Source organism: Marinobacter daepoensis DSM 16072, from assembly GCF_000421165.1.
Lineage (GTDB): Bacteria > Pseudomonadota > Gammaproteobacteria > Pseudomonadales > Oleiphilaceae > Marinobacter > Marinobacter daepoensis.
Window position 1 is genome coordinate 767,650 of sequence record NZ_ATWI01000009.1, and the last position, 24,639, is coordinate 792,288.

Below are 24,639 nucleotides of genomic sequence, written 5' to 3' on the forward strand. Positions count from 1 at the left end.
GTTGGATACAGGCTAGTCTAACCTCCAGCTCACTCTGCAGCCACCCGTCAGCAACTTTAAGAGCATCGGCCGGCCAGAGAGGGCGCTTTACCAAGAGAACCCGCCCTCTTCCTAGCGCCCCTGTAGCATGAACGTCTCATATTCAAGCTCATTGAATTTGCGCGACAACAACGCCAGGCCAGCCAGAGCGGACACCAGCGTGGCTGCGGCGTAGCCATACCCGTAAAACGCCGCACCCAGTTCGATGGTAATCAGGGTAAAGACAATGTTAGACACCAGAAACAACACACAAAGGATCAGGTTGATACCTCGGGAGTCCAGATAGAAAAGCACGTTCTGGATAGCCAGCAAAATTAACTGCATGGCCACCGCCACCAGAAAAATATGAAACAGGGGCAGGTAGAGCGTCGAGATACCAAGCGCTGACAAAATCTCTTCTGCCCAGAGGAACAGGACAATCACCGTCATACCCTGCACTTTAAAGATCTCGTAGATGCCGTTTCTCGCGACCAGCACCATATCGTCCCGGAAACGGTTAATGCGCTCGAGGGTATCGCCTTCCCTGACCGCATCGTAAAAACGGTCGTACGCCTCTGAAAAGTCGGTTTCCATCCGGACCAGGAACACCGCCATACCCGGGATAATGGACAGATATGCCAGAAAAATCGGGATATCGTAGATAACCGATGCCCGCAAAAGCCCGATGATCGGCTCAGAAGTTTCCGGCACAAACCAGAAAATCAGCTTGTCAGCCCATACCGCAGCATTGAACAACAGGCCGGTAAAAATCAGAGTTGGGAAAATCTGGGTCCGCTTTGTGAAGTCAAAGCGGATCAAGGCACTACCAGGGTATTGCCGGATGATGGTGTAGAAAAAACTGAAAAACAGCAGACTGTGTCCCAACAGAAGCCCAATCAGGAACCCTTCGATGCCAAAGTCCCGCAGCTGGATGGAGCCTACAATGGCAACCATATACCCGAGGGCAAACACCACCACAATCCGCCGGTAAGACTTCATGCTCGACAGGAAGATCGTAACCGGCCAAAGATTGCAGAGCACCACAAAGTTGGCCAGCATCAATAATCGATAGGTATAGCTCGTTCCCGGCATCAGCCAGATGGCAGCCATCACACCCAACACAAACGACAACCCTGTTGATACCCAGATCACCCCCATCAGGTTCGGGAGAATGATGTCACGCCGGGACTCGTACAGCCGGTCCGCCACCCAACGCGTAAACACATGCTGGAAAAGCCCCGACAAAATCAGCGAAAACGCCATCAGATAGGTCACAGATACCAGAAACTGGACCACGGATACCTGGTTGGCCTCCAGGGCGAAACTGAACACCCCGATGATCATCACGCCCAGCACAGACAAAACCCAGGGGCCGGAACTGATGATACCGGCCAGCCCGTATGCGCCAAGAAGGTTTACGAAACTCTCGCGCCGCAGTATCCGCCTAAGCTCAAATCCGATTCCTGCCACTAGTCTTCCTCGTTTCCTTGTGAGCTCAACGCCTGCTGGTAGAGTGCTCTGTACCGGGTAAACATGCTCTCCAGCGTGTAAAAGCGGGACACGCGCTCCAAACCAGCTGTCTGGGCCATTCGCCAGGCCTGGCTATCGGTGAGCAAGCGTACCGCCTCCCGGGCCGTGGCTTCAGGATCGGCAATCGGAACCACCGCCCCCGACGGCCCCAGTGACCGGTCTTCCTCACTCATGCCCTCAATCAACTCCCGGCAAGCACCAACATCCGTCGCCAGACAAGGCAAACCCGCGGCATTGGCCTCCAGAATGACTAACGGTAACGCTTCTGAAATGGAGGTCAGCACCATCAGCCCCAATTGTGGCAATATCTCGCTGACATTCTGGAATCCCAGAAACTTTACCCGGCCTTCCAGCCCCAGACTGGCCACCAGATTCCGGCACTCGGTCACATACGCCGGGTCTTCATCTTCTGGCCCGACAATCCACCCTTCGGCCTCCGGAATCTGCTCACTAACGGAACGCATGGCCCGGATAAACGTTTTGATATCCTTGATCGGGACAACCCGCCCAACCAGCCCAAGAACTTTTGGAATCGCCTCCTGGCGAGCTTCTCTTGGCACCCGGAAACGTTCGGGGTCAATACCGTTTGGAATAATGCAGGTTTTTTCCTCAGCCGCGCCATCCTGATGCTGTCGCAAACGGTTCCCGGAGTATAAGGACACAATCGTATTGGCTTTCTGGTACGCAAGTCGGCCGATCACCTCAAAAAACCGGATCCACAGTCGGCGGATGTACCCCAACTGGTCACTGAGTGTTTCACTGACCTGATCATCCGGATCGTCAATCCACTGAGCCTGAGAAAGATCAATCTTCCGCTCTTTGGTGTAGATCCCGTGTTCGCTGATCAGATAAGGCAAGCGTTCCCGATCACTGACCATCGCCCCCAGAAGCCCCGCATAACCGGTTGAGATTGAGTGCACCATGCGAACCCGGGGCATGTTTTGAGCAATCTCCGCCAGAGTGAACAAAGGGGCGTGCATGGTTCTTATCGTCCAGAAATAATCCACGAACGAGGGCTCGGTGCAGTAGGTATGGAAGCTCTCCTCAATCACCTTCCAGCTTTCGCGGCTGTACAGGAAGTCCTTTCGGGTAATACCCCCGGTCTTCCCCAGATCCCTGAACACCCGCGTCAAAACCTCCTCTGGAATGGACTCATTGGCCTTAAAACTGTCATGAAGCCGACGCTGATTCTGGAACGCTTCGGCATTTCCATCCCGAGGACGAGGACGCTCTCTGGCACCAGATTCCATCAGATAGTGGCACTCCAGATGGGTCACATTCTCCGGCAACGTATACTGCTGCTCACCATAGTGGCCTGGATCTCCGCCCAGAAAAATCAGCGCGAACTGATACTCGGGGAGCCCGGTGATCATCTGATGCACCCAGGATGAAACACCCCCCCGAATATAGGGGTACGTGCCTTCCAACAGAAGAGCAATGTCGGCGACATACGGTTGCTTACGCTTGAACAGACTCATAACCAGGCTTCAAGAAGAGGGGTGATTGCGGGGTGACTGTGCCCGTGGGCACATCTGGCCAGATAAAACCTGACCCGCTGATAGTCTTGGTCCAGAAAGGCGATCTCCGCCAGGTACGGAAGGATATGCTCCTGACGGGCCCCATTATCAATGGCTACCTCAAAGGCATCACGGGCCTGATCAGGCTTGCTCAGTGCCAGCTCCACCCGGCCCAGCAACTGCCAGTCTGCAGGCTCATCGTACGTGGCCACCAGTTTTATAAGCAATTCCCGGGACTTTTCAAGGTAGTACTGTCGCAAACTGCCCTGTGCAAGCCCCAGATAGGCGGTTTCCCACCAGGTTTGGGCCAGCCGTCGGTTCATCTGTTTAACAGGCTTCGGCTCGGTGGTCTGTGCCAGCTGCGTCTGCAGCCGTTCGGCCTCCTGTACCAGCGCCTTTTCCCTTTGCTCCAACATGGAGTAGGCCAACAGCCGAACGTCATCAACCGGATCCTTCAGGGCCTCCCGGAGAATGTTCACGCCTTCCCGCCCGGACATCTGTCGGCTCGCCAGTAGCGCTTTCAGACGTTTTGCCGGGTCATTGGCTTCACGGAGCACCTGCCTCAAACCACCCTCGGTATAAACCACCTGATTGTCCATGTCGGTTGGCCGGTAAGGAAGCTCCGGGATGGGCACTTGTTGCCAGGGCAATTCCCGGCTTGAACGGGGAAGGTAAAGCGCCAGCAAAATACCGGCAAAAACGCCAAGGCTGCCAACCAAAGGAATAGCAAACTGCAGTGAGAACAAAAATATAGCCGGGAGCCAGCGTTGTTGCCGATAGCGGGCAGGCATAAAAACAAGCAACGCCAGCGTAAAAACAAGGCAAGCAAGTGCGTGCGCAACCAGATACCCTGCCAGGGCGTGGGCAGCATCCCCTGCGGTAAAAAGCGCAACGGCCCCGCCTACCTCAGAGAGCAGGCCAAACGGCAGGAGCCAGTAACTAGTCACTCGCGCCATCCTCCCTCAACAGCCAGCCGCTGACCTGTTCTTCCTGACGAAGCACCAGAGTCTGCTTGACAGCAAACGCCCACAGAGAACGCCCGGTGCTCTCCCGGATATCCAGCTCCAGCCGATGCAGGTACCCCGCCAGCCCGAGTTCGTCCGTCAGCGGCATCAGCAGGACCACGCAGGGGGCGCCAGCCTGACGATCCACCGCGATGACATCCAGGCCACGCAGCAGCCCGGTCATCCTTTCCTGCAGTGTCGCCAGGTCCTGTTCTTCGACCTGCAGACGCAGCAAGACTGAAGGCAGGTCAAACTGCTCCGCATCTCGTGCCGCGCGCCGGGCCTGGAAGCACAGGTTCTGCCACTCATGAGAGCCGTCAACTGTGTCATCTCGCTGACAGAGCATGTCGGCCAGGTGGCCAGACAGAATGGCCAGCAATCTCAATGTCCGGTTCTGAAAACTGAAAAACGGCAGTGACTTAACGGCACACAAAGCCACCAACTCACCACCAGAGCTGATCAGTGGTATAACCACAAGCAGTTCAGTATCGAGTTTTTTCAGGTGTTTCCGAAATTCCGTTTGCACCGAGACCAGGGTCCGTTCCTGCAGAGCGTAGTGAATAAGCGGGTCGGAGGCTGGAACCTCCCTGAAGTCACCGATGATCGCCAGTGGTTCCGGCCCAACCTGCTGCCCGGACACGGGCAGCAGCGCGGCAGTCTGAAGTTGCCCGTAACGAGCGAGCACCCGAAGCATTAAAGAGGCACGTTCGCCATTCAGACCGTCCGCCTGAGTCTGGGAAAGCTCACCATAAAGACGCCTGAGGGCTTCGCGCAAACTTCCTGAGCTCCCCGCAAGCTGCTGTTCCAAGCGATCATGGGATACTTTCATCAGGTAAAAATTGCGGGTAAATTCCTCAAGACGCTGGAGACTGTAGTCATTGACCGCGCGGGAGCGTTCCAGTTGCCGCTCCCAATAGTCGCGAAATTCACCCGCCAGCAGACTGCACGCAAGAATGCCTGCGGCCCACCCCCAGGGGTACGTGGACACCATGGCGATTTCGTACTGCCAGCCAGCCACCAGCAGAACCAGAAGCCCGGACATCAGCGCAGGAAAAAACCCGTAACGCAGCCCGATCAGTAACGGCGCAAGTACCGGCCAGGCAAACGTATTCTCAACATGCAAAGGGTCCTGCGGCCGGAGCCAAAAGCCCGAACCGAGGAACAGGCCGGTAACCACAACCACTTCCAGCCATTTCAGCCAGCCATGCGCTTCAACCGCTGTATCGGCCATGGGGACAGACGGATGAGCCCGGGACTCCCGCATTGCCATCAGTCTAAGCTGCGAATCAAAGGCATCGCATTGGTGAGGTCCTCAAGCACATCGCGGCCAACCGTGCCCAGGCTCTCCCGACCCCAGCCAGTGCTGGCAGCCGTGCCGGACCATACGATGTCATTACTGCCAGCCCGCCGGACTATCAACGTCACACCAACGGCCGGCTCGCTATCAAACCCGGCTTTGTACCGCCACTCTTCCACCGTTCCGGTCACAATCAGGTCTGCGCCCTCGGCTTCAGCCATCATCAGGGCTTCTTCCTGCCGTGCCTGGCTTTCATACATCAAAGGATTAGCATCCTCCGGCAGGTATAACTCAACTCGGGGAGCGCCTTTCGCCCGAAGAATCGCAACGGCGATACTGGCGGCCCGGTCTCCGGCCTGCGGGGTCTCAGACAGGTTTACAAAAGGCACTACGGCAAACCGCTCGCCCAGCTCTATAGGCGTTTCACCCGATTCCGAAATCAGGGTCGAGCACCCGGTCAGTGTGGCTAAAAACAGCCCGGCCAAAAGCAGGGGTCGTAGCAGAGTCATCGATTGTCTCCTGACGTATTGAAAAACAAAGTGTAGGTGAGGCGCGCATCCACGGTGCTGTCGCCACTCAAACTATCCGAGGAGTAACCCGCGGAAAGAGCTATCTCGTCATTGCCCCCAACCGACCAGCTCACCCCCCCGCTGATGCCATACTCAACGGTCTCGGAAGACAGCACGTAACCGGTCGTCATATCAAAATACCAGCCTGGCTGTGCCCGCTGTTCAAGCAGCGAATGCGGAGCCTGTTCCTGCCAGCGCACACCTACAGACAGGCGTTCGTAGTCTCTGGTCAGTAATTCGTCCGTCCCAAGTGGCCGGGTGAACAACGACTGGGTCTCAGACTTCAGAGGAGTCATCTGGCCCAGATCCTGTAAAACGTATTCACCGCGCACCACCCAATCGGGGTGGCCCCTGGATAGCTGGTAGCTGCCGAACAGCTCATAGCGCTGCCCTTCCGCAATCTCACTCTGCCCGGCAGCATCAAATGACAGGGCCTCCACGCGGGCGCCCACCACCGCTCGGCTATCGGCCTGATAAGTGCCTTCCAGTGAAGTGCGATTCTTATCGATCAACCACCATGCCTCGGCAGAATCGGTAGCGCGCTCTCCCAGATACTGGCCCAGGGTAACTTGCCATCGACGCCCAGGCTGGAAGCGAAGTTCCAATGCAGACCACAAACCACTCCCTTCTAACCGGTCCAGATGCCCGATGCCGGCTGTCAGCAACCAATCCGTCGCGTTGTTCTGAAACATCACCTGCCCCTCAGAAGACGGCCGAACGGGCCCCGTAAACCGGGTGTCGTTGTTGGTGTCCAGGCTGGCGACCCGCCCCGTAACGCGATATGCCTCGGTACTGTAATCCCAGGCACCGTAATAGTGATCAACCGCCATGCTGCTTATCCGCTCCCGCTGCCAGCCAAGTTGCACGGCGCGGTTGTCAGAGAGATACAGCGGAGCGGACCTCGCTTCAGGCACAGCGTCAGGCCTGCGAGCTAACGAGGGCGTTCGCGGCTGCACGCTGACAGGCTCCTGCCTGGCCGCAAAACGCCTCAGGTGGAAGGCAAGCACCGGATCTCCCAAGCGTTCCGCAAGACTGGCCTGCTCAGCCAGTGGGAGCCAGCCTGCGTCGCCACCCTGGCGCAACTTCTGAAGCCAGTATCGGGCCCGCTGATCCTCACCGAGTTCGGCGTAACCGTAGGCCAGTAGTGCATGCTGCCGCTGCCCCGGCAACAAAGACAGTTCTGTCAGAACAGCACGCAATCGGTCTTCATGCCCACCGGCATCCGCAACCAGCAACCAGCCCCAGGCACCCAGAATATCCTCGTTTTCCGGGCTCAGAACCAGGGCCCGGCGGTACGCCTGCTCTGCCCTGTCCCGCTGACCCGCATGTTCATACAAACGACCACGAAACGCCCAGTAGCGATCATCTTGCTCATGGGAAGAATACTGCTCCCAATTCTGCAAGGTTTCTTCCAGTGCCGGCCATTGGCTGGTATTGGCCTGGGCATCCGCCAGTATGGAAAGGTAACCGGGATCTCCAGTCTGCTCGAATTGCGCCTCGGCGAGGCCAGCCACCCGTTTGTAGTCGCCGAACTGCGCCGCCAGCCCAATCAGCCGGTCAGCCACTCCCTCGTCGTGCTGCTGCCAGTTCCCGGCCATGAGTGTCTGGTACTCTTCACGGAGTTTTTCGGGATCACCAAGCAAAGTCAGCAGATCAAGCCTCATCAGCTCAGCTTCCGTAAAGTGCTCTGGGGTCGTAAAAGTGGCCTCCAACGTGGCAATGGCGCGCTCCACCTGGCGCGTTCGCCAATACAAATTCGCCAGGATCAGCCGCTCAGGTTCTTTCAGTGTTTGCTTCCTTTCGAACAGCCGTATGGCATCCAGATACCGGTTATTGTTTACGTATAGCTGGTAGAGTCGATCAACAAAGCCCTGCTGGCCAGGGTATCGCCGTTCCCCCTCTTCCAGTATTTCCATCGCCTGTTCAAGCTCAACCGCACGGGTGTAGCCATCCCCGAGAAGGAGGTAGCCATCAGCATCAAGATCCCCCCGGTTTCTAGCCAACTCGAGTACCCGGAGCAGGTCGTCCCACAAATACAGATCCCGGGATAAGGCCGTTGAGCGTTGCAGCGCTTCAAGGTGTCCATGCTCACGGTAAAGCGAGCGCCATTGAGCCAGGGACACTTCCGGCTGCCCCTCCCATTCTAGTACCCGGGCGGCCCAGACTCTGTCTTCTATCGAGGCATCGTCCAATTGAATGATGCGCACGGCAGTTTTGGCCGCAGATGACAAATCGCCATTGGCCAACTGCAATCCCCGCAAACGTCTGAGCGCCTCAACATCGCCGGAACGAACGGCTGTCAGGGCCAACAGCCACTGCCTCTCCAAAGCATCATTCCCCGCCAACCGTGCCAGTCGAACTGCGTTCTGGAGGCCGTCAGAGCCCGGTGTCATCAGGCCTCTGGCCTGAAAGGTGGCCAGGGCTTCGAGGGGCTGACCAGACGCGAGGTATAGGCGGACCAGCTCCTGCCCCGCCCGGGGCTGCTCGGGTTCCGGAAGGTCATCGATAATCTGCTCCAACGTCTCTGCGGCGACGGCCGGGTCTCCGGAAGCCACCTGGGCGTTGCCCAGAGAAAGCATCAACCACAGCCGATCTTCTTCATTCGCAGACCCCAGCAGCGAGGGCAGCAACTGAAGCTGTTCTTCAGGCGTCAGCCAATTCAGCAGCGGCTCCACCATACGGTGAATCTCTCCATCTGCACCAGGCACGGTCACAAGGTGTTTAACCATAGCCAGCAAAGCAGCCTTGCGCTGCTGACGTATGGCAGTATCCGGAGCCGCTGCCAGGTCTGCCGTGGCAAGAGAAAGCGCAAGCCTCGCGGCCTCCGGCGGCACTGAGGGGCTCCTGAGCAAAGGCTGCAATGTTTCCAGCGCCTCTCGGGAATGCCCCACGTCAGATTGCATCTGAGCCAGGCGGACACGTAGCTCCTCGTTGTCCGAGTCAGCATCCAGCAACACCGACAGATAAGCCAGGGATAACGCATCCGGCTCCTTGAGGCGCCCTATCTGATCGAAAAACGCCTCCCGGGGATGCAAAACATAGAGCAACACAATGGCCAGGGTGCCCATCACCACCAGAGCAGGCATTCCGAACAGACTTGGACGCTTCAAGCTCCTCCGCACTCAGTCGCACTCCACGACAAAGTCAGAAACGCTGTTCCCGGACAACCGGAACCCCCCGGGGCCGAGCCTTGTTACCTGGTGTGTGCTGCGCACCTGGCAAGCGCCTTTGGTGCTGAACCGCAGTTCCACTGGCACATGCCCTTTCGCAGACAACGTCAAACGCCACCGCTCTTGCGAACTCTGCTCCCGGCGCCAGTCCATGAGCGGAGCATTAGCCGATTCCAGATACGCGCCGTCCGGTGCCTGCCCGGTTAACACTAACTCCGGGGCCCCGCCAACCAGATGCACATAATGTTTCCCGCCATGACGATTGAAGCCCGCCACTCCCTCGCTCTTCTGGAGATCCGGATACGTTCCGGAGGGCAAGGTTACCGTTGTTGGTCGCTCAAGCCCTCGCCACTGGTAATGTCCGCTTTCACTCAACATCAAGGCACCGTAATAACGAGCCTTCACACGAGAGGCGTACTCACTGAGGTAAAGCGGAGTATTCGGTTCCGCCAAAGCGTGTTGATAAACCTCATTCAAGGCCTTGAGGGATTCAGGATAGGTGCCCGAATAAAAGTGGTAGTAGATTCCACTGGGCTTCAGACGATACGGTGTATTAAGCAGATCAAAACTCTCTCTGGCATTGCGATAGCCATAGAAAGGTCCGGTCCACAAATTTGTGTACACGTTTTCGTTAAGCACAGGTGCATGCACCTGCAGCTCATCCCCGACAAGACGCCCATCGGGCCAGACCGCCGCCAGCGCGGAGTCGTATTTCAACGGCCGGGTGTTCCCGCCATTGACATTAATCAGCCCTAACTCCCGCACTCGGCGAAGCGCCTCTTTCCCCGGGCGGGCATCACCACTCCACAGAAACACACGCAAGGGCTTGTCTTCTGGCGCGAGCTTCTCAACGAAGGCCACCGAACCGGAGATCTCCCTGGCCAGATCAGGCTCGTATCCCGGGATTTCCAGAGAGTATCCGTAGTCTGTGTCTTCTTTAGATGGCGCCGCCTCCCCTTCCATCATGCGCCAGAAAAAGGGATGGCTGTAGGTATGAGAGGCAACCTCAACGTTCGGCTCCTGAAAAATGCGGCGAGCGGTGTTCAGCGCTTCTTCACTTTCAGCCGGATACAGCCCTTCCGGAGATACTTCGGCTTCAATCACCGAAACCGTGTGAGGGATTGGATAGGCCTTGATAATCTCATCGAGAATCACCTCGATCGCTTGTGCCGTCCCCGGCATTTTTGCTCTCGACACCGCTCCATCACCATCAATGTGGGCGGTAATAATACGTCGACCGCTCTCGGTTGTTGTGTCCACCCCCGGATGGTTCCCGGGATTCAGCGAGTCAGCCAGAAACTGAACCGGATCGAACAGCCAGTAGGCGGCGGCGTCCGGGCCGGGCTCGAACAGAAACGGGCTGAGGGCTACCCCGCCGTCAGGATGGATAAAGACTGGAGAATAAACACGATCTTCCTGATCCCGGATCGTAACCCAGGGCGTCAGCTTTTCCGTTACAGGAGCCATGACCAGTGGCACCCGTGCGGGCAAACGGCGACCTTCAAATTCCCCCACACTGTCGTGCTGAGCGGTCAGTTCAAGTGGCGCTGCGGGAACCTTCATCCGCTGGGATGAGACTAACCGCTGGCAAGCTGGAGCAGACGGAGGCAACCCCATCAGCACCAGGGGTACCTGACTCTGAACATTGCGCCCCAGCCACTGGCAAAACCGGTTATGAGACTCACCAGCCTCCCACCAGACGACAACGCCGTGGTACCGGTCCAGGACTGGTTCAGAAAGCGGTACATCAAGAGCAGACCGAAAAACCGGAGCAAAACCAAGGTACTCCAGGATCACCCCCAGTCGACTGTGGGCCTGACTTTGATCGGCTCCAGGCTCCGGCAAGTCGTGTATTACCAGAACCTGTCTTTTGACCGTTTCCGGAAACGTTGGACTGAGTCGGTCCAGTGCATGATTGCTGACCACCGGCAAAAATCCGCGCTCCCGCAGTTGCTCTGCAACATCCGACGCGTCTTCCGGCTTTTCAGTGTAGTCAATCGCAATCAACGGTTTGTCCGGGTGCTGTTTCTTCCAGTCCTCAAACTGGAAGTCCAGCCACTTCCTATGTTCGCCGGGTACCGGTCGGTACTTGCCTGTGCCAGGGTCGTAACCTGCGAGGTAGGATTCAAACGCAAGGGCGTCAACCTGGTTGCGGGCACGTTCTGGTAAATGGAACCCACGGTTGATAACAACGACAGCCGCCGGGTGTTCTGCCTTAATCGCCTCAATCAGCTCAGCCTGAGCTTCCGCAAACCCTGATGAGTCAGCACGGCCAGCCTCGGTCATCTGGTGGCTGTCAAGCGTATCAAGAAAGACTCCACCAAAGCCTCTGGCCAGCGAAGGGTTGATGCGTTCTTCCAGCAGAAACTGCCTGACGGCGGGCATGCGGACATCCAGAATCACGCTGTTCCACGCATTATTCCGGCCAATAACCCAAGCAGGATCAACATCAGGGAACAGCGCGTGCGATTTGGCGACCTCGTCAACAGCCACATACGCAAGGGATCGGGTTCCGCCTTTCGACAACAACGTCAACCGGCTGTCGGTTGCCTGGTCCGGCTGAAGCACCAGCCAATCGTAGGCAAACAGCGGCCCTATCGGTGACTCATCACCATAATAAAACCCGATATTTTGGGGTGTTGCGGCCAATGCCACGGGAAGAGTCGTTAACAATGCAAGGACAGCAAGAAATCGATAAAAGGTCATGGAAGCGGAATGGCCGTCTAACCCAAAAGATGTGAACCGTGTCTCACTAGAGTAGCATGCGTCACATCTCCATCATACTGTTTCAGGTCAGAAAACTATTGAATCAGCACCACTATCGTGACACCGGAGAGTCCGATACCGGACATGGATTATTAAGCACGAGCGCCAAGAGCCAGCTGAGCGACTGAGCCGAGCTCTCGACCTTCATGTTCAAGCCTTAGTCCTATTTCCTGAACCGCAGGTTTATGAAACACTCGGCGGCATAGAGAGATGTTTACAGACAAAGGATTCAGAATGGCCGTTAAATCCGTCGCACTGGTGGCGCATGACAACAAGAAACAGGAACTGATCGATTGGGCAAAAGAGAACCGTACTCGCCTGGCGCCACTCAGGCTTTATGCCACCGGCACCACCGGCCGGTTATTGCGAGAAAACCTGGGCCGCGAAGATCTGCACTCCCTGTTGAGCGGACCTTTAGGGGGTGACCAGCAGATTGGCGCAAAGATCGCAGAGGGCGAGATCGATCTGCTGGTGTTTTTCTGGGACCCTCTGGAGCCACAGCCCCACGACCCGGATATCAAGGCCCTGCTCCGTATCGCCGCGCTCTGGAACATCCCGGTGGCCTGCAACCGGGCCACGGCAGAGTTCATTCTGACGTCCGCTTACATGACCGATGATCAGCACCACCCGAGGAAACCGGACTTTTCCTCTTACACAGGCCGCAACGTTCCGTAACGGAAAGACACGAGCGCAGAATCAAAACAGCGCTAGTCTGTTTATAAACCCTTCAAGGGATCAGAGGGGAAATTCATGCACACCACCATCCGGTTCGCAGTGTCAGCGTTGATGGCACTGACCCTGCAACCAACACCTTCGTCAGCAAACGAATTGCCGACGAAGGTGCAAATCGCAGTTATTGACAACATTCCCAGCGCCAATGCGGCACAGCAACTGCTTGAGGCCGCATACCAGCGACTGAACATCCACATGACGACACTGCACGTGCCGTCCCGCCGCGCCTTGTTAATGGCAGATAACGGAGACCTTGATGGCGATCTGTTTCGCATTGATTCTGTGGCGGAGGCCTACCCCAACCTGCTCCGGGTTCCTTTCCCGCTGCTCAATGGCAAGCTCCATGCCGTAGTTCGTGACCCGGGAATAAGTCAACTGCCAGCGTCCTCGGCTGAAAGCCCGTTGAAAGTAGCTATTCTCAGGGGCGTCATCATTGCAGAGAAAACCGCGGACGCCCTCGGGATGGAGCCAGTCCATGCAGAAAACTACGATCAGATTCGCACGCTGCTGGAACTGAATCGGGTAGACCTCGCATTCGTCGCTGATATCGAAGGCATTACTCCGCTGGCGAATGACGCATGGGCCGGGCTCCATGCATTGCCAAACCCAATCGTAACTTTTACCCTTCATCATTACCTCAATCAAAGGCATGTTCGGCTGGCCGGTGCGCTAGCCGACGTTCTGGCCCAGCTCGAACGAGAAGGTGTAAAATCCGGCATTCTCAAGTCAGTTCGGGGAGAGTGAGGCCCAATCCATAGCGGTCCGCAGGGCACCGTATTTTATAGGGGGTGTATGGTGAGACCATCAAACGAGTTTCGGATCATCGACATGCTGGGCATCGAAAAGCCCATCATTCAGGCTCCTATGGCGGGGGTGCAGGACCACCACTTGGCCGCAGCCGTTTCTAACGCAGGAGGCCTGGGCTCTCTCCCCTGCGCCATGCTGACGCCAGACGCTCTGAGCCGTGAACTCGAAGCGCTGAACGCAGCCACCAGCCGCCCATACAACCTCAATTTCTTCGCGCATACACCACCGGAGCCGGACCCTGAACAGGAAGCCCTCTGGCGCCAGGCACTGGCGCCCTATTACGCTAAGTTCGGGATAGACCCTGCAAGTATCAGCAGTGGTCCGGGACGTTTACCATTCAATGAGGAATCGGCCACCATCGTCGAAACCTTTCGTCCAGCCGTCGTCAGCTTTCACTTCGGACTACCGGAACCCAGGTTGCTGGAGCGGGTTAAGCAAGCCGGAGCCAAGGTTTTCTCCACCGCCACCACCGTTGAAGAGGCCATATGGCTGGAACAACACGGGGCCGATGCGGTGATAGCGCAGGGCCTGGAAGCTGGTGGACACCGAGGTATTTTCCTCACCCGAGACCTGACGACACAAATGGGCACTTTCGCTCTACTGCCACAAATTGTTGACGCAGTGAAGCTTCCGGTCATCGCCGCTGGCGGCATTGCAGATGCCCAAGGTGTTCAGGCAACCTTGACGCTGGGAGCCTCGGCGGCCCAGATTGGCACCGCGTTCTTGCTGTGTCACGAAGCCACGACCCGCCCCCTGCACCGCCAAGCGCTGAAAAGCTCCGCCGCCCGACATACCACCATAACCAACCTGTTTTCAGGAGGCCCCGCCCGAGGCATTGTGAACCAAGTCATTCGGGATCTTGGCCCCATCGCCCCCCAAGCACCAGCGTTCCCACTGGCAACCAACGCCATCACCCCCCTCCGAACCGCCGCTGAGGAAAGAGGCTCCGGTGACTTTTCGCCGTTGTGGTCCGGACAAAACGCCCAGGGATGCCGGGAAACCAGCGCCGGAGACATGGTCAAGGTGCTTTCGCCCTAAGAGGGGGGCACTCGCTCCCCAACCAGGCAGCCCCACGGACTCCACTGGAGTCACCGTGATCCGCCCGAACCACGGGGGTATGGCACTCCGCGCCAAACACGTACTTAGGCAGCAGGGCTGGCAATTCCCGGTATATTTCCCCGACATTGCTCATGCCTCCGCCCAAGACAATGATATCCGGGTCAACTACGTTGATGACAGCCGCGAGACCTCGGGCAAGGTGCACCAGATATTGATCAAAGGTTTCACGAGCGCCCCGGCCGCCCTGTCGTGCCTCCTCGACCAGAATGTGAGCAGGGACTTGCCGGCCGGTGCGCAGCTGGTGGGTAAGAGAAAGGCCTGTTCCAGACAGGAAGGTTTCGTTGCAACCGTATCGGCCACAGAAACAGGGACGCTGCAGAAGCTCGGCTTCTGCGGTCCAGGCCAGCGGGTTGTGCCCCCACTCTCCGGCGACACCGTTAGGCCCCGTTAATAGGGTTCCATTTACGCTGAGGCCGGCACCACAACCGGTGCCCAGAATGGCCGCAAAAACCGTCTGATAACCCTGGCCCGCACCATCGGTTGCCTCAGACAGCGCCAGGCAGTTTGCGTCGTTAGTCAACGTCAGCGGCCTTTGCAGTCTCTGCCGCAAATGGTCCTGCATCGGCTGACCGTTTATCCATGTGGAATTACCGTTTTTTACGCAACCAGTCACTCGGGATACGCTTCCGGGAATACCAACGCCCACGGGAATCCCATCCACACCCGCAAAGCTCTCTGCTTCTCTTACCAGGGCACAAATTGTGTTCAGAGTCTCTTCATAGTCACCACTTCTGATGGCTACGCGCTTGCGAAAATGTTCCTGGCTTTGCCGGTCCATCAAAACCACTTCGGTTTTGGTGCCCCCCAAGTCAATGCCGATCAGCCAGCCGCTTCTCATGTCGCTCTCACCGTCTAACGGGTTCGTGAAAACTACCGGGTTATCCATAAGGCGCTTAAGCTTTATCGGAAATCCCTGTTTGCCTTGATTTTCGTCAACCCCTATTATCCGGCCCCCTCATAACGCACCAATTCAGGGCATTCACAGGCAGCATGGGACGTAAAAACGAACAGCTTCGCTGGCAGCTGGCCAAAGGTCTGGTTCAGGCGCTGCATCTGGAGCGACTGGCAAGCAAATACAGTCGAACCACGGTGATGGCGGTGTTTAACCTGATCAATGGCGGTTTCAGTATCGCGTTGGTAGCCTTTGTTGCACTGATCACACAAGAGGCGTTCATTTTCCCATCTCTTGGGGCGACAGCCTTTATTCTTTTTTATGTCCCCCTGGCCCAACCTGCTTCCCCAAGAAATACACTCTGCGGGCACCTGACCGGCGCTTTGATGGGGTTGCTGGCCCTGTACATTTTCGGGCTGCAAGGGCAACCCTCCGCTTTCACAACCGGGGTTGATTTGCCGCGAGTCGGCGCCGCGGCCCTGTCCCTGGGGCTAACCAGTTGCCTGATGGTGGTGTTTCGGGTGGCTCACCCTCCAGCGGGCGCTACCGCCTTGATTGTCTCTCTGGGCCTCATGCCCGACCCGGCGCAACTGCCCATCCTGATGGCGGGGGTCGCGCTGTTGCTCGCGCATGCTTTCTTGATGAACCGGCTGGCCGGAATCCCCTATCCTCTCTGGTCCGCAGCCCCAGAACCCGTATTGCCACAGCACCAGGCATCCAGGGCCGACTAACCGCCCGGTTATTTCCTGACCCACTTCCCGTTCATCAACACAAACTGGCCAGAGGGGGTTTTTTCAATCGCTTTCTGGCCAGCAACGGTTTCAACCTGCGTAACCGAAATGCTGTGTTTCTCCGCAATACGAGTGTATTCAGCCCGGCGCGCATTGTTGATGGCCTGAACAACGGCTGATGCGTCCCCTCCCGCCTTGACCACGTCGAGATACCCCGTTGGGGTTTCACCAATCAGGCCTTGCTGTTTAAAGCCATCCAGTTTCTGCTTGGCTTCGTCGAGTCCTATCGCCAGCGCTGGCAGCGTAATGGCCAACGCCATAATAAAGGCACTCAGTTGTATAAGTCGTCTCATCATCTCCCCCTTGATCACGCCGTCTACCCGATTCGGTTTGCTCAGAACAGCCCTTGCTCGCTGAACAGTTCATCCACTTCTTTATCAACCTTCACGTAGATCTCATGCTGGATTTTTACGTTCAGGTTGACGGTAATAGGCTCTTTCGGTGCCGCCATCTGCACGGTTGGCGTACAGGCGAATAACGCCAGCGGCAGCATCAAAAGCACCCATGCCCTGGCCAGCTGCGACCGGCTCCAATACCCCAGGTTAATCATGGCACTGCCTCCTGCCCGGATTGTTTCAGCCGTTCCCGGACCCTCTCCGTAACGGCCTCGTTGACTCGACCACTCAGCTGCAGACTGGTTAACAAGGCGGGAATATCTTCTTCAAGATTAATGTTCAACACAACGGGTTGCCCACCCCGGTAATCCGGGTTTTCACCTTCCAGTTTTACACCGAGGCTCAGTTTGCCTTTCTCATCGTAGTGTATCGTGCTGCTCAATACCGAATAGTGAAAGTTTTGCAAAGCTTGCACAACCAACGCCATCGCATCACTGCCACCCAACAGGGCTCGCAAGCGATCGGCGGGCATAGTCAGAACGCCACCGGGAGCCTCTGCGAACAACGTGCCCCGTTCAACCTCCACCCCGCTTTGCGTTACCCGTATCGGAAGCCGTCCCGTAAGTCTGCCGGTTCCCGACAGCCCTTCCGTTGGATAAAGCTGGAGCACTCGTTCAAGGGACAGGTCGTACACTTCGAGAGGCAAGTGCCAGGGTTGTGCCGAGAAATCGACGGTACGAGGAGCAATTCGAAGCCGCCCGCCAAGAAAATCGGCGGTCGCCTGATGAAGAGCAAGCTTTCCGGCCAGCGGCGAAGCAACTTCCGCTTGATAATCGGCCAACAGGCGAATCGGCCCGACACCAATGCCAGAGTCCACCTCTTTCACCCAAAAATCACGCAAACCAGCGGATACTTCTCCGTCTTCCAGGCCCAACAGAAGGCGCCCGCTCAGCCCCGTAACGGCGGTACGATCAACAATCCCGGAAACTTCGGTGAACTCAAGACGGGCATCAAGTGTCAACGGTGCTCCGGGCTGAATACGCAGGCTCGTTTCCAGCACCAGCTCACCAGAGTCCAGCGACAGCAACTCTGGCCAGTCGTTGAGTGTGGCCGACAACACGTTACCAGCCGCTTGAGCAGCCCCGGACAGACGAAGATTGGCTATCACTTCGTCGTCAAACTGATTGCGCAGAGAAAGGTCCAGCGCCAGCCCCGCCCCGGACTCCAGCCGGCCATTTAACTCCAGCCCGGCCAGCGCTCCGTGCACCATTCCCTCAAACCTCCACCGCTGCGGGATCAGTCTCGGGTGAGTCAATTCGCCTATGTCGAAGCTCAGCTGCCCGTCGATCCTGGTGCGCTCCGGCAATGGATCGGAACCACCCAGCTCCACGGTCAGGCCGACCCCATCCAGGTTAACCCGGACGTTATGTAATTCAACGCCGGGGCCATCGACCCGCCCTATCGCCAGATGGGAGCCCGGCTTGAAGGTTACCCGTAGCTGCTCAGAACTCGCTTGTATGGAATTGACAACCTTTGCCCGTATCCCCACGGCCTTCCAGGCATCGTTTTCGTAATCCGGCAAATCAATATCCATTCGCCCCTGCTGGAGCGCAAACGACCAGCCCCCCCCATAAACCGGCTGTGCAAGCATGACACAGAGAAGAATGGCCCAGAGGCAAGAGCGAAGAACCTTTGTCACGAATATCATGGGTGGCGGTCTGCACAGGGTCATCAAGCGTTTCCGTTTCGTCTGGTTGCGCCATGCGGACAGAATACAAACCGGCTGAGGATACTACGGAGGCTGAGTCTGTGACATTTCATGGTAAACTCCATCCCCTAAATACTCCTGTGTTCCTGATCGCCATGACTTTTCACCAGCCCTCTGTTTCAGCTCTGTCCCGCCGCTTTTCCGTTGCCCCCATGATGGACTGGACAACGCCACATTTTCGTTACCTTGCCCGAATACTCAGCAAGCGTGCACTGCTGTATACGGAAATGGTGACTACCGGTGCTCTGGTCCATGGCGATACCGAGCGGTTTCTCCGCCACGACGCGTCAGAGTACCCCCTGGCCCTGCAACTCGGCGGCAGCAATGCCAATGAGCTGGCTCATTGCGCTCGACTGGCGCAGCAGTTCGGGTTCAGCGAGGTTAATCTGAACGTCGGCTGCCCGAGCGACCGGGTGCAAAATAACATGATTGGCGCCTGTCTGATGGGCCACCCCGGTAAAGTCGCCGAGGGCGTGGCTGCGATGAGAGAGGCCACGGATATCCCCGTTACCGTCAAGCACCGCATCGGCATCAACGGTCGGGAATCGTGGGACCATCTGTGTGAGTTCATCGAAACCGTTTCGGCAGCAGGTTGCCAGACCTTCATCGTACACGCCCGGATCGCCATTCTGGAGGGGCTGAGCCCCAAAGAAAACCGGGACATCCCGCCACTGAAGTACGATTGGGTCTACCGCCTGAAACAAGCCTACCCACACCTCGAGATCATCATCAACGGCGGCATCAAAACCTTTGAGGAGTGCCACCAGCATCTGGAGCACACCGACGGGGTGATGCTGGGCCGAGAGGCTTACCACAACCCATGGCTGCTCGCCGATGTGGATACCGAGTTCTTTGGTGAGCAACCAGCAGTGAACAACCGACACGAGGCCTTACAGGCCATGTTTCCCTTCATCCAGCAGGAACTGGACAGGGGGGTCTATCTCACGCACATCACTCGCCACCTTATGGGATTGTTTCTCGGGCAGCCTGGGGGCAGGCAGTTCAGGCGCCATCTGAGCGAAAATGCCAACAAACCGGGCTCCGGCCTGGAAGTGATTGAACAGGCCCTGTCAAAAGTCCGGGAACCGGAACCCAGTCTGGCAAGCTGACCAGCCCCTTACCTTTTGTTGTCTTGTTCCTGTCGTAAGCTGCCGTTATTGTAGGCGTTATGCAGGCATTGCGGACGAATGCCACAATAACACCGAACCACCGGGATGACGGGACGAATGAACAGCAAACTGGAACAACTGAAAGCCATGACGACGGTTGTGGCAGATACAGGTGACATCGACGCTATCCGCCAGTGGCGCCCGGAAGACGCCACCACCAACCCCTCCCTGCTACTGAAAGCTGCAGCGTCCGAGGCTTACCGACCAATGCTTGAAAAAGCGGTAGATTATGCGGCCAGGCACGCCAGTTCCGACGCAGAGCAGCTGATGGTGGCGACCGATATGCTGGCAGTGCTGGCGGGCAAAGAAATCCTGGGGCTGATTCCCGGCGTTGTCTCCACAGAAGTTGATGCGCGACTGTCGTTTGACACCTCGGCCACCCTGGAACGAGCCCACAGGCTGGTGGATTTTTATGATCGTCAGGGTGTAGACACCAGCCGTGTCCTGATCAAGATTGCCTCCACCTGGGAGGGCATTCGGGCCGCCGAACAACTTGAGAAGGACGGCATCAGGTGCAATCTCACGCTGCTGTTTTCGTTCGTACAAGCCGTTGCCTGTGCCCAGGCAGGAGCCCACCTGATATCACCATTCGTGGGTCGCATTCTGGACTGGCACCTTGCCAGCACTGGTCGGGAAAGTTACCCCGCGGAAGACGATCCTGGCGTACTTTCGGTAACGCGCATCTATAATTACTACAAGACCAACGGCTTTAACACCGTGGTTATGGGGGCCAGCTTCCGTAATACCGGCGAAATTGAAAGGCTGGCCGGTTGTGATCGGCTGACCATCAGCCCTGCTCTGCTGCACGAGCTGCAGGAAGATCAGGGCAGACTGACCCGCAGGCTCAGTCTGGATACGGCATCTTCAGCAGACAACCCGGGACAGGTTCACGAGAGACAGTTCCGGTGGGAATCCAATGAAGATGCCATGGCTACGGAGAAGCTGGCTGACGGCATTCGCCGTTTTGCCGCCGATCAGGTCGCGCTGGAACAACGGGTGCGCCAGCTCGCGCAGGCCGCCTGACATTCGTTGCAGAAAAGTGGTTCATGATGATCGAACGCCTTAAAAAACTGTTTACTACTTCCGATTCCGAGCCTGTCAGGCCCGATGCTCATCAGCTGGCCGTGGCAGCCACGGCCCTGATGGTGCAGCTTTCGCGGGTGGATAATCAGGAAGACGAGCGGGAGCTGAAAACCATTGTGGATTGTGCCGTCAAGGCACATCAGATTACCCGGGAAGAAGCAGAGGAGATCCTGAACGACGCTCTGGCCCACGCAGACGATGCCACATCGCTGTATCAGTTTACCGGGCAGATCAACGACCATCTGGATCAGCAACAAAAGCAGTCTCTGCTGGAAAGCATCTGGCGGGTTGCCTTTGCTGACGGCCGCATCGACAAATACGAGGAACATCTTATTCGTCGCATGGCCGACCTGCTGCATCTTAACCATCGGGAGTTTATGCAGGCCCGACACCGAGCGGAAGACGCCGCGCCCTGACTCAAGGAGGTTCCATGCTAGCCATTCTTCACCCAAATACCGCTCTTGATAGCGACGCTTACCGCCAGACTATGGATTACCTCGAGCATCTTCCAGGGGTTAGCGTCAAGGTCCATGAAATACAGGGCGCCAGCCAGCGCCTGACAGAAATCTATTTGCTGGGTGACACCAAATCTCTGGATAAGGACGACATCGAAGCCTTGCCTGCCGTGGAAAGGGCCATCCGGATTTCCGACGATTACCGTGTCCTTGGCCGCCACAAAGATGACAAACGGCAGAGTGGATTTCACTACAATGGTGTGGAATTCAGCCAGAACAACCTGAACATCTTTGCCGGCCTGTGCGCGGTTGACGTGCCCGAACACGTCGAAATGATGCTACAGGCCCTGGAGGAGCATGGCGAAGTGTGCACCCGCATGGGGGCCTACAAACCGCGCACCAACCCCTACTCTTTTCAGGGTCATGGCAAGGGGTGCCTGCCCTGGGTATTCGAGAAGGCGGGAAAGCATGGCATTAAGGTCATCGCCATGGAAATCACCCACGAAAGCCACATCGAGGAAATTGACACCTGCCTTGAGAAACTAGGCAGGCCAACCGGTGTCATGTTGCAGGTCGGCACCCGAAACACTCAGAATTTCGAGCTGCTCAAGGCCATCGGTCGGCAGCGCACCTACCCGGTCTTGCTCAAGCGCGGGTTTGGCATAACGCTGAATGAGTCCCTGAACGCCGCCGAGTATCTCGCCAGCGAAGGCAATGCCAACGTCATTTTCTGTCTGCGCGGTATGAAAACCGAAGCGGGACTTCCACACCGGAACATGGTGGACTTCGCACATGTCCCAGCCGTCAAACGCCTTACCCGCATGCCCGTGTGTGTCGACCCCTCTCACTCCGTGGGCAGCCGGGAACAGGCTCCGGATGGTATCCTTGATGTCATGCACGCCACGGCACAGGGTGTGATTGCAGGCGCGAACATGGTTTTGGTCGACTTCCACCCCAAACCGGAAAAAGCTCTGGTTGATGGCCCGCAGGCGCTTCTCATGAACGAGCTCCCGGCCTATCTCGAAGACATCCGTCTGTGTCACGACATCTGGAAAAAGCGCCAGGCCATTTACCAACGTCTCAGGGAAACCACCGCAGAATGATCATCTATGGTCACCGGGGAGCCAAAGGGGAAGCTCCCGAAAATACGATGCCAGGCTTCATCCATGCCCACCGGCACGGCATCCGGCACTTTGAACTTGACCTCGTCCTGTCTAAAGACGGTATCCCCGTTCTGGTGCATGACCTGACCGTAGACCGAACAACCGGCCAGAAAGGAAACGTGGGGCGGTATACAGCCGCAGAGCTGGCCGACATGGACGCGCGCCGAAATACCAGCTCCTGGGCCCGGAAAACCGGAATCCCCTCACTGGAGACCCTTCTTGATCAGTTTGATGACATTGAGCATTTGCAGCTTGAGGTCAAAAAAGACGCCCGGCCACGCCTGAACATTCTGTGTAACCGTCTGACCGAGGTGATTCAACGCCGGGATCTTTACCAGACCGCTGCCATTACCTCCACCGATCCCTGGTTTCTGAGGGAAATCCGGCGGCGCGACAAAAACATCCGCATCGGCCTGGTCGCGGAGCGAAAGTTCCCGAAGCCACTCAACCTGGCCACTCGCCTGGGTTGCGAGTATTTCTGCGTGAATTGGAAAATTCTGACGAAGGGTATGGTGGACACCGCCCATCGACGGAACATGCACGTCTCCACGTGGACAGTAAACCGCATTCACGACATGTTGCTTCTGGAAGAGATGGGGGTCGACAGCATCATCACTGACTACCCAACGAGCACCCGGATATTTTTCGACAACCGGGCCAAGGCCATGTTGAATTTACCGTTGAGGGAAACCGTGTCAGAGCCAGCCTGAGGCCAGCCCTGACACCGTTACTGCCCCATCAGAAAATCCGATTCAGGCCATTCAGTGCGGCTACCCGATAGGCTTCAGCCATAGTCGGGTAGTTAAAGGTTGTGTTGATAAAGTAGTTAAGGGAGTTCGCCTCACCTTCCTGGTTCATGATGGCCTGCCCGATATGTACGATCTCAGCGGCCTGGTCACCAAAACAGTGAATACCCAGAATTTCCCGGGTTTCACGATGGAACAGGATCTTCAGCATGCCGACCGCCTCACCGGTGATCTGAGCTCTCGCCAGATCCTTGAAGAATGCCTGCCCAACATCGTAAGGCACCTTGGCTTCGGTCAGTTCCCGCTCGGTTTTGCCAACGGAGCTGATTTCCGGAATGGTGTAGATCCCTGTCGGCACATCATCAACAAACCGGAAGTATTCGTCCTGGGTAATGTCTGAAGAGGCTGCGCGGCCCTGATCATAGGCAGCACTGGCAAGACTTGGCCAGCCAATGACATCCCCTGCGGCGTAGATATGCTCAACCTCTGTACGGTAGTGCTCATCCACCGCCAGTTGGCCCCGGCTGTTCGGTGTCAGACCAATGCTTTCAAGCCCCAGGTTTTCGGTATTGCCGCTGCGACCGTTACACCACAAGAAAGCATCGCCACGAATCTTCTTACCGGATTGCAGAGACAACACCACCCCGTGGTCATCGCCTTTCACCGATTCGTACTGCTCGTTATGACGCACCAGAACGCCGTTATTCCGCAAGTGGTAACTCAGCGCATCGGAAATTTCATCGTCCAGAAATGACAGCAAACGGCTACCCGGGTTGATCAGATCCACTTTGACACCCAGGCCAGCAAAGATCGAGGCATACTCCGACCCGATCACGCCCGCCCCGTAAATAATCAGTGTACGGGGCGTGTGAGACAGATTCAGGATAGAGTCCGAGTTGTAGATCCGGTGATGACGGAAATCCACGTCGGGCGGCAGATACGGACGAGACCCCGTAGCGATGATTGCCTGTTTAAAATGAATCGTCTCTATCGACTTGTTGCCACGAATTTCCAACCGGTGTTTATCGACAAACACGGCACGACCGTTGATCAGATCTACCCGGTTTCTGGAATAGAATTGCGTGCGGAGTTTAACCTGTTTGCCAATGACCTTCTGGGCATTCTGCAAGACCCGTGGGAATGAGAACCAGCGGGGCTCTCCGATATCCCGGAACATCTGATTCGTGTTAAAGGTAATGATCTGTTTGACGGAATGACGCAACGCCTTGGAGGGAATGGTCCCCCAGTGGGTACAGTTACCTCCGACGGTGGGTTTGTCCTCAATGATCGCGACCCGCTTGCTATGCTTTGCCGCGTTCATTGCCGCCCCCTCTCCCGAAGGACCGGCGCCAATAACCACCACGTCGTAATGATGCTCTGCCATGCGCGCACTGACTCCTTATCTACGTCTTGAAAGCGTAGCTATAGTTATTGATGTATGGATAGCCGGGACCAGTTACTTCTCGGATTTGGTGGCATCGTATGCCAGGTATTCCGGGTTCACCGCCTCATCTGAGCCTGTCCGGCTTTCTTCACACTTCTGGGTATTGCCGCCACAGATTTCACAAGACGTGCTGATACCCAAAGCGCCAATACCACCGCAGGTTCCACTGATCGGCTTACGGCCAAAGATCACACCGATCGACATACCGGCGATCAACAGAACCACAATAAACAACACCAACAGAAAGGTACCCATTACTGCCCT

General features: G+C 56.9%; 22 protein-coding genes. 9 read left to right on the top strand and 13 right to left on the bottom strand.

What is annotated here, in order from left to right; all coding sequences use genetic code 11:
* Window positions 1-111: 111 nt before the first annotated feature.
* Genes pelG through K325_RS0109115 form a run of 7 tightly spaced genes read right to left on the bottom strand, consistent with a single transcriptional unit; the run spans window position 112 to window position 11,760 of the window.
* Window positions 112-1,488 carry an exopolysaccharide Pel transporter PelG gene (gene pelG, locus K325_RS0109085; RefSeq protein WP_029653951.1) on the bottom strand — a complete coding sequence of 459 codons (1,377 nt, stop codon included), beginning with the start codon at window positions 1,486-1,488 and terminating at the stop codon, window positions 112-114.
* Entirely contained in the window at window positions 1,488-3,026 is a 1,539-nt protein-coding gene (gene pelF / locus K325_RS0109090) for a GT4 family glycosyltransferase PelF (RefSeq protein WP_029653952.1), read from the bottom strand. The genes pelG and pelF overlap by 1 nt, the downstream gene beginning before the upstream one ends.
* Window positions 3,023-4,021, bottom strand: a complete 999-nt coding sequence (locus K325_RS0109095) for a tetratricopeptide repeat protein (RefSeq protein WP_029653953.1) — start codon at window positions 4,019-4,021, stop codon at window positions 3,023-3,025. The genes pelF and K325_RS0109095 overlap by 4 nt, the downstream gene beginning before the upstream one ends.
* Entirely contained in the window at window positions 4,005-5,339 is a 1,335-nt protein-coding gene (locus K325_RS0109100; RefSeq protein WP_228128420.1) for a PelD GGDEF domain-containing protein, read from the bottom strand. Before K325_RS0109100 ends, K325_RS0109095 begins: the two co-directional genes overlap by 17 nt.
* On the bottom strand, window positions 5,339-5,875 hold the full coding sequence (locus K325_RS0109105; RefSeq protein WP_029653955.1) for a hypothetical protein: 537 nt from the start codon (window positions 5,873-5,875) through the stop codon (window positions 5,339-5,341). Before K325_RS0109105 ends, K325_RS0109100 begins: the two co-directional genes overlap by 1 nt.
* Window positions 5,872-9,045 carry a tetratricopeptide repeat protein gene (locus K325_RS0109110; protein WP_228128421.1) on the bottom strand — a complete coding sequence of 1,058 codons (3,174 nt, stop codon included), beginning with the start codon at window positions 9,043-9,045 and terminating at the stop codon, window positions 5,872-5,874. The genes K325_RS0109105 and K325_RS0109110 overlap by 4 nt, the downstream gene beginning before the upstream one ends.
* 12 nt (window positions 9,046-9,057) lie before the next feature.
* Window positions 9,058-11,760 carry a bifunctional glycoside hydrolase/polysaccharide deacetylase family protein gene (locus K325_RS0109115; protein WP_228128422.1) on the bottom strand — a complete coding sequence of 901 codons (2,703 nt, stop codon included), beginning with the start codon at window positions 11,758-11,760 and terminating at the stop codon, window positions 9,058-9,060.
* 345 nt (window positions 11,761-12,105) lie between these two features.
* On the opposite strand from K325_RS0109115, the gene K325_RS0109120 reads away from it, so the two are divergent.
* From K325_RS0109120 to K325_RS0109130, 3 genes are all read left to right on the top strand, one after another.
* Window positions 12,106-12,546 (top strand): methylglyoxal synthase, encoded by a 441-nt coding sequence (locus K325_RS0109120; RefSeq protein ID WP_029653958.1) that lies wholly within the window; start codon window positions 12,106-12,108, stop codon window positions 12,544-12,546.
* 75 nt (window positions 12,547-12,621) lie between these two features.
* A complete protein-coding gene (locus K325_RS0109125; RefSeq protein WP_029653959.1) occupies window positions 12,622-13,347 on the top strand; it encodes a hypothetical protein in 726 nt (241 codons plus the stop codon).
* Window positions 13,348-13,395: 48 nt separating this feature from the next.
* Window positions 13,396-14,448, top strand: coding sequence for an NAD(P)H-dependent flavin oxidoreductase (locus K325_RS0109130; RefSeq protein WP_211218144.1), 1,053 nt, complete (start codon window positions 13,396-13,398; stop codon window positions 14,446-14,448).
* Here K325_RS0109130 and K325_RS0109135 read toward each other — a convergent pair.
* Window positions 14,429-15,367 (bottom strand): ROK family protein, encoded by a 939-nt coding sequence (locus K325_RS0109135; RefSeq protein ID WP_051146617.1) that lies wholly within the window; start codon window positions 15,365-15,367, stop codon window positions 14,429-14,431. The two genes, K325_RS0109130 and K325_RS0109135, sit on opposite strands and share 20 nt — an antisense overlap.
* A 152-nt stretch (window positions 15,368-15,519) precedes the next feature.
* Here K325_RS0109135 and K325_RS0109140 point away from each other — a divergent pair, with 152 nt between their 5' ends.
* The gene (locus K325_RS0109140; RefSeq protein ID WP_036193228.1) at window positions 15,520-16,152 is read left to right on the top strand and encodes an HPP family protein; all 633 of its coding nucleotides are present in this window, start codon (window positions 15,520-15,522) and stop codon (window positions 16,150-16,152) included.
* A gap of 8 nt (window positions 16,153-16,160) precedes the next feature.
* Here K325_RS0109140 and K325_RS0109145 read toward each other — a convergent pair whose 3' ends face one another.
* From K325_RS0109145 to K325_RS0109155, 3 genes are read right to left on the bottom strand one after another with little or no spacing between them, the layout of a single operon-like run.
* Window positions 16,161-16,505, bottom strand: coding sequence for a YdbL family probable chaperone protein (locus K325_RS0109145; RefSeq protein WP_029653963.1), 345 nt, complete (start codon window positions 16,503-16,505; stop codon window positions 16,161-16,163).
* A 41-nt stretch (window positions 16,506-16,546) separates the two neighbouring features.
* Window positions 16,547-16,762, bottom strand: a complete 216-nt coding sequence (locus tag K325_RS0109150) for a YnbE family lipoprotein (protein WP_206557021.1) — start codon at window positions 16,760-16,762, stop codon at window positions 16,547-16,549.
* On the bottom strand, window positions 16,759-18,279 hold the full coding sequence (locus K325_RS0109155) for an intermembrane phospholipid transport YdbH family protein (RefSeq protein WP_051146605.1): 1,521 nt from the start codon (window positions 18,277-18,279) through the stop codon (window positions 16,759-16,761). Before K325_RS0109155 ends, K325_RS0109150 begins: the two co-directional genes overlap by 4 nt.
* A 131-nt stretch (window positions 18,280-18,410) precedes the next feature.
* Between K325_RS0109155 and dusA the strand changes: the two genes are divergently transcribed.
* The 5 genes from dusA (at window position 18,411) to K325_RS0109180 (ending at window position 22,895) form a co-directional block, all read left to right on the top strand.
* Complete coding sequence (gene dusA, locus K325_RS0109160) at window positions 18,411-19,424, top strand: tRNA dihydrouridine(20/20a) synthase DusA (protein WP_029653966.1); 1,014 nt, start codon at window positions 18,411-18,413, stop codon at window positions 19,422-19,424.
* 117 nt (window positions 19,425-19,541) lie between these two features.
* On the top strand, window positions 19,542-20,507 hold the full coding sequence (tal, locus tag K325_RS0109165; RefSeq protein WP_029653967.1) for a transaldolase: 966 nt from the start codon (window positions 19,542-19,544) through the stop codon (window positions 20,505-20,507).
* Between the two features lie 26 nt (window positions 20,508-20,533).
* Window positions 20,534-20,983 carry a TerB family tellurite resistance protein gene (locus tag K325_RS0109170; RefSeq protein WP_029653968.1) on the top strand — a complete coding sequence of 150 codons (450 nt, stop codon included), beginning with the start codon at window positions 20,534-20,536 and terminating at the stop codon, window positions 20,981-20,983.
* 14 nt (window positions 20,984-20,997) lie between these two features.
* A complete protein-coding gene (locus tag K325_RS0109175; protein WP_029653969.1) occupies window positions 20,998-22,125 on the top strand; it encodes a 3-deoxy-7-phosphoheptulonate synthase in 1,128 nt (375 codons plus the stop codon).
* Window positions 22,122-22,895: a glycerophosphodiester phosphodiesterase gene (locus K325_RS0109180; protein WP_029653970.1), complete on the top strand. Its 774-nt coding sequence runs from the start codon at window positions 22,122-22,124 to the stop codon at window positions 22,893-22,895. The genes K325_RS0109175 and K325_RS0109180 overlap by 4 nt, the downstream gene beginning before the upstream one ends.
* Before the next feature lie 28 nt (window positions 22,896-22,923).
* Here the strand turns inward: K325_RS0109180 and sthA are convergent, their stop codons facing one another.
* Both sthA and nqrM read right to left on the bottom strand, forming a co-directional pair.
* Window positions 22,924-24,315: a Si-specific NAD(P)(+) transhydrogenase gene (sthA, locus tag K325_RS0109185; protein WP_029653971.1), complete on the bottom strand. Its 1,392-nt coding sequence runs from the start codon at window positions 24,313-24,315 to the stop codon at window positions 22,924-22,926.
* A gap of 72 nt (window positions 24,316-24,387) precedes the next feature.
* Window positions 24,388-24,630, bottom strand: coding sequence for a (Na+)-NQR maturation NqrM (gene nqrM / locus K325_RS0109190; RefSeq protein ID WP_029653972.1), 243 nt, complete (start codon window positions 24,628-24,630; stop codon window positions 24,388-24,390).
* Window positions 24,631-24,639 lie beyond the last annotated feature (9 nt).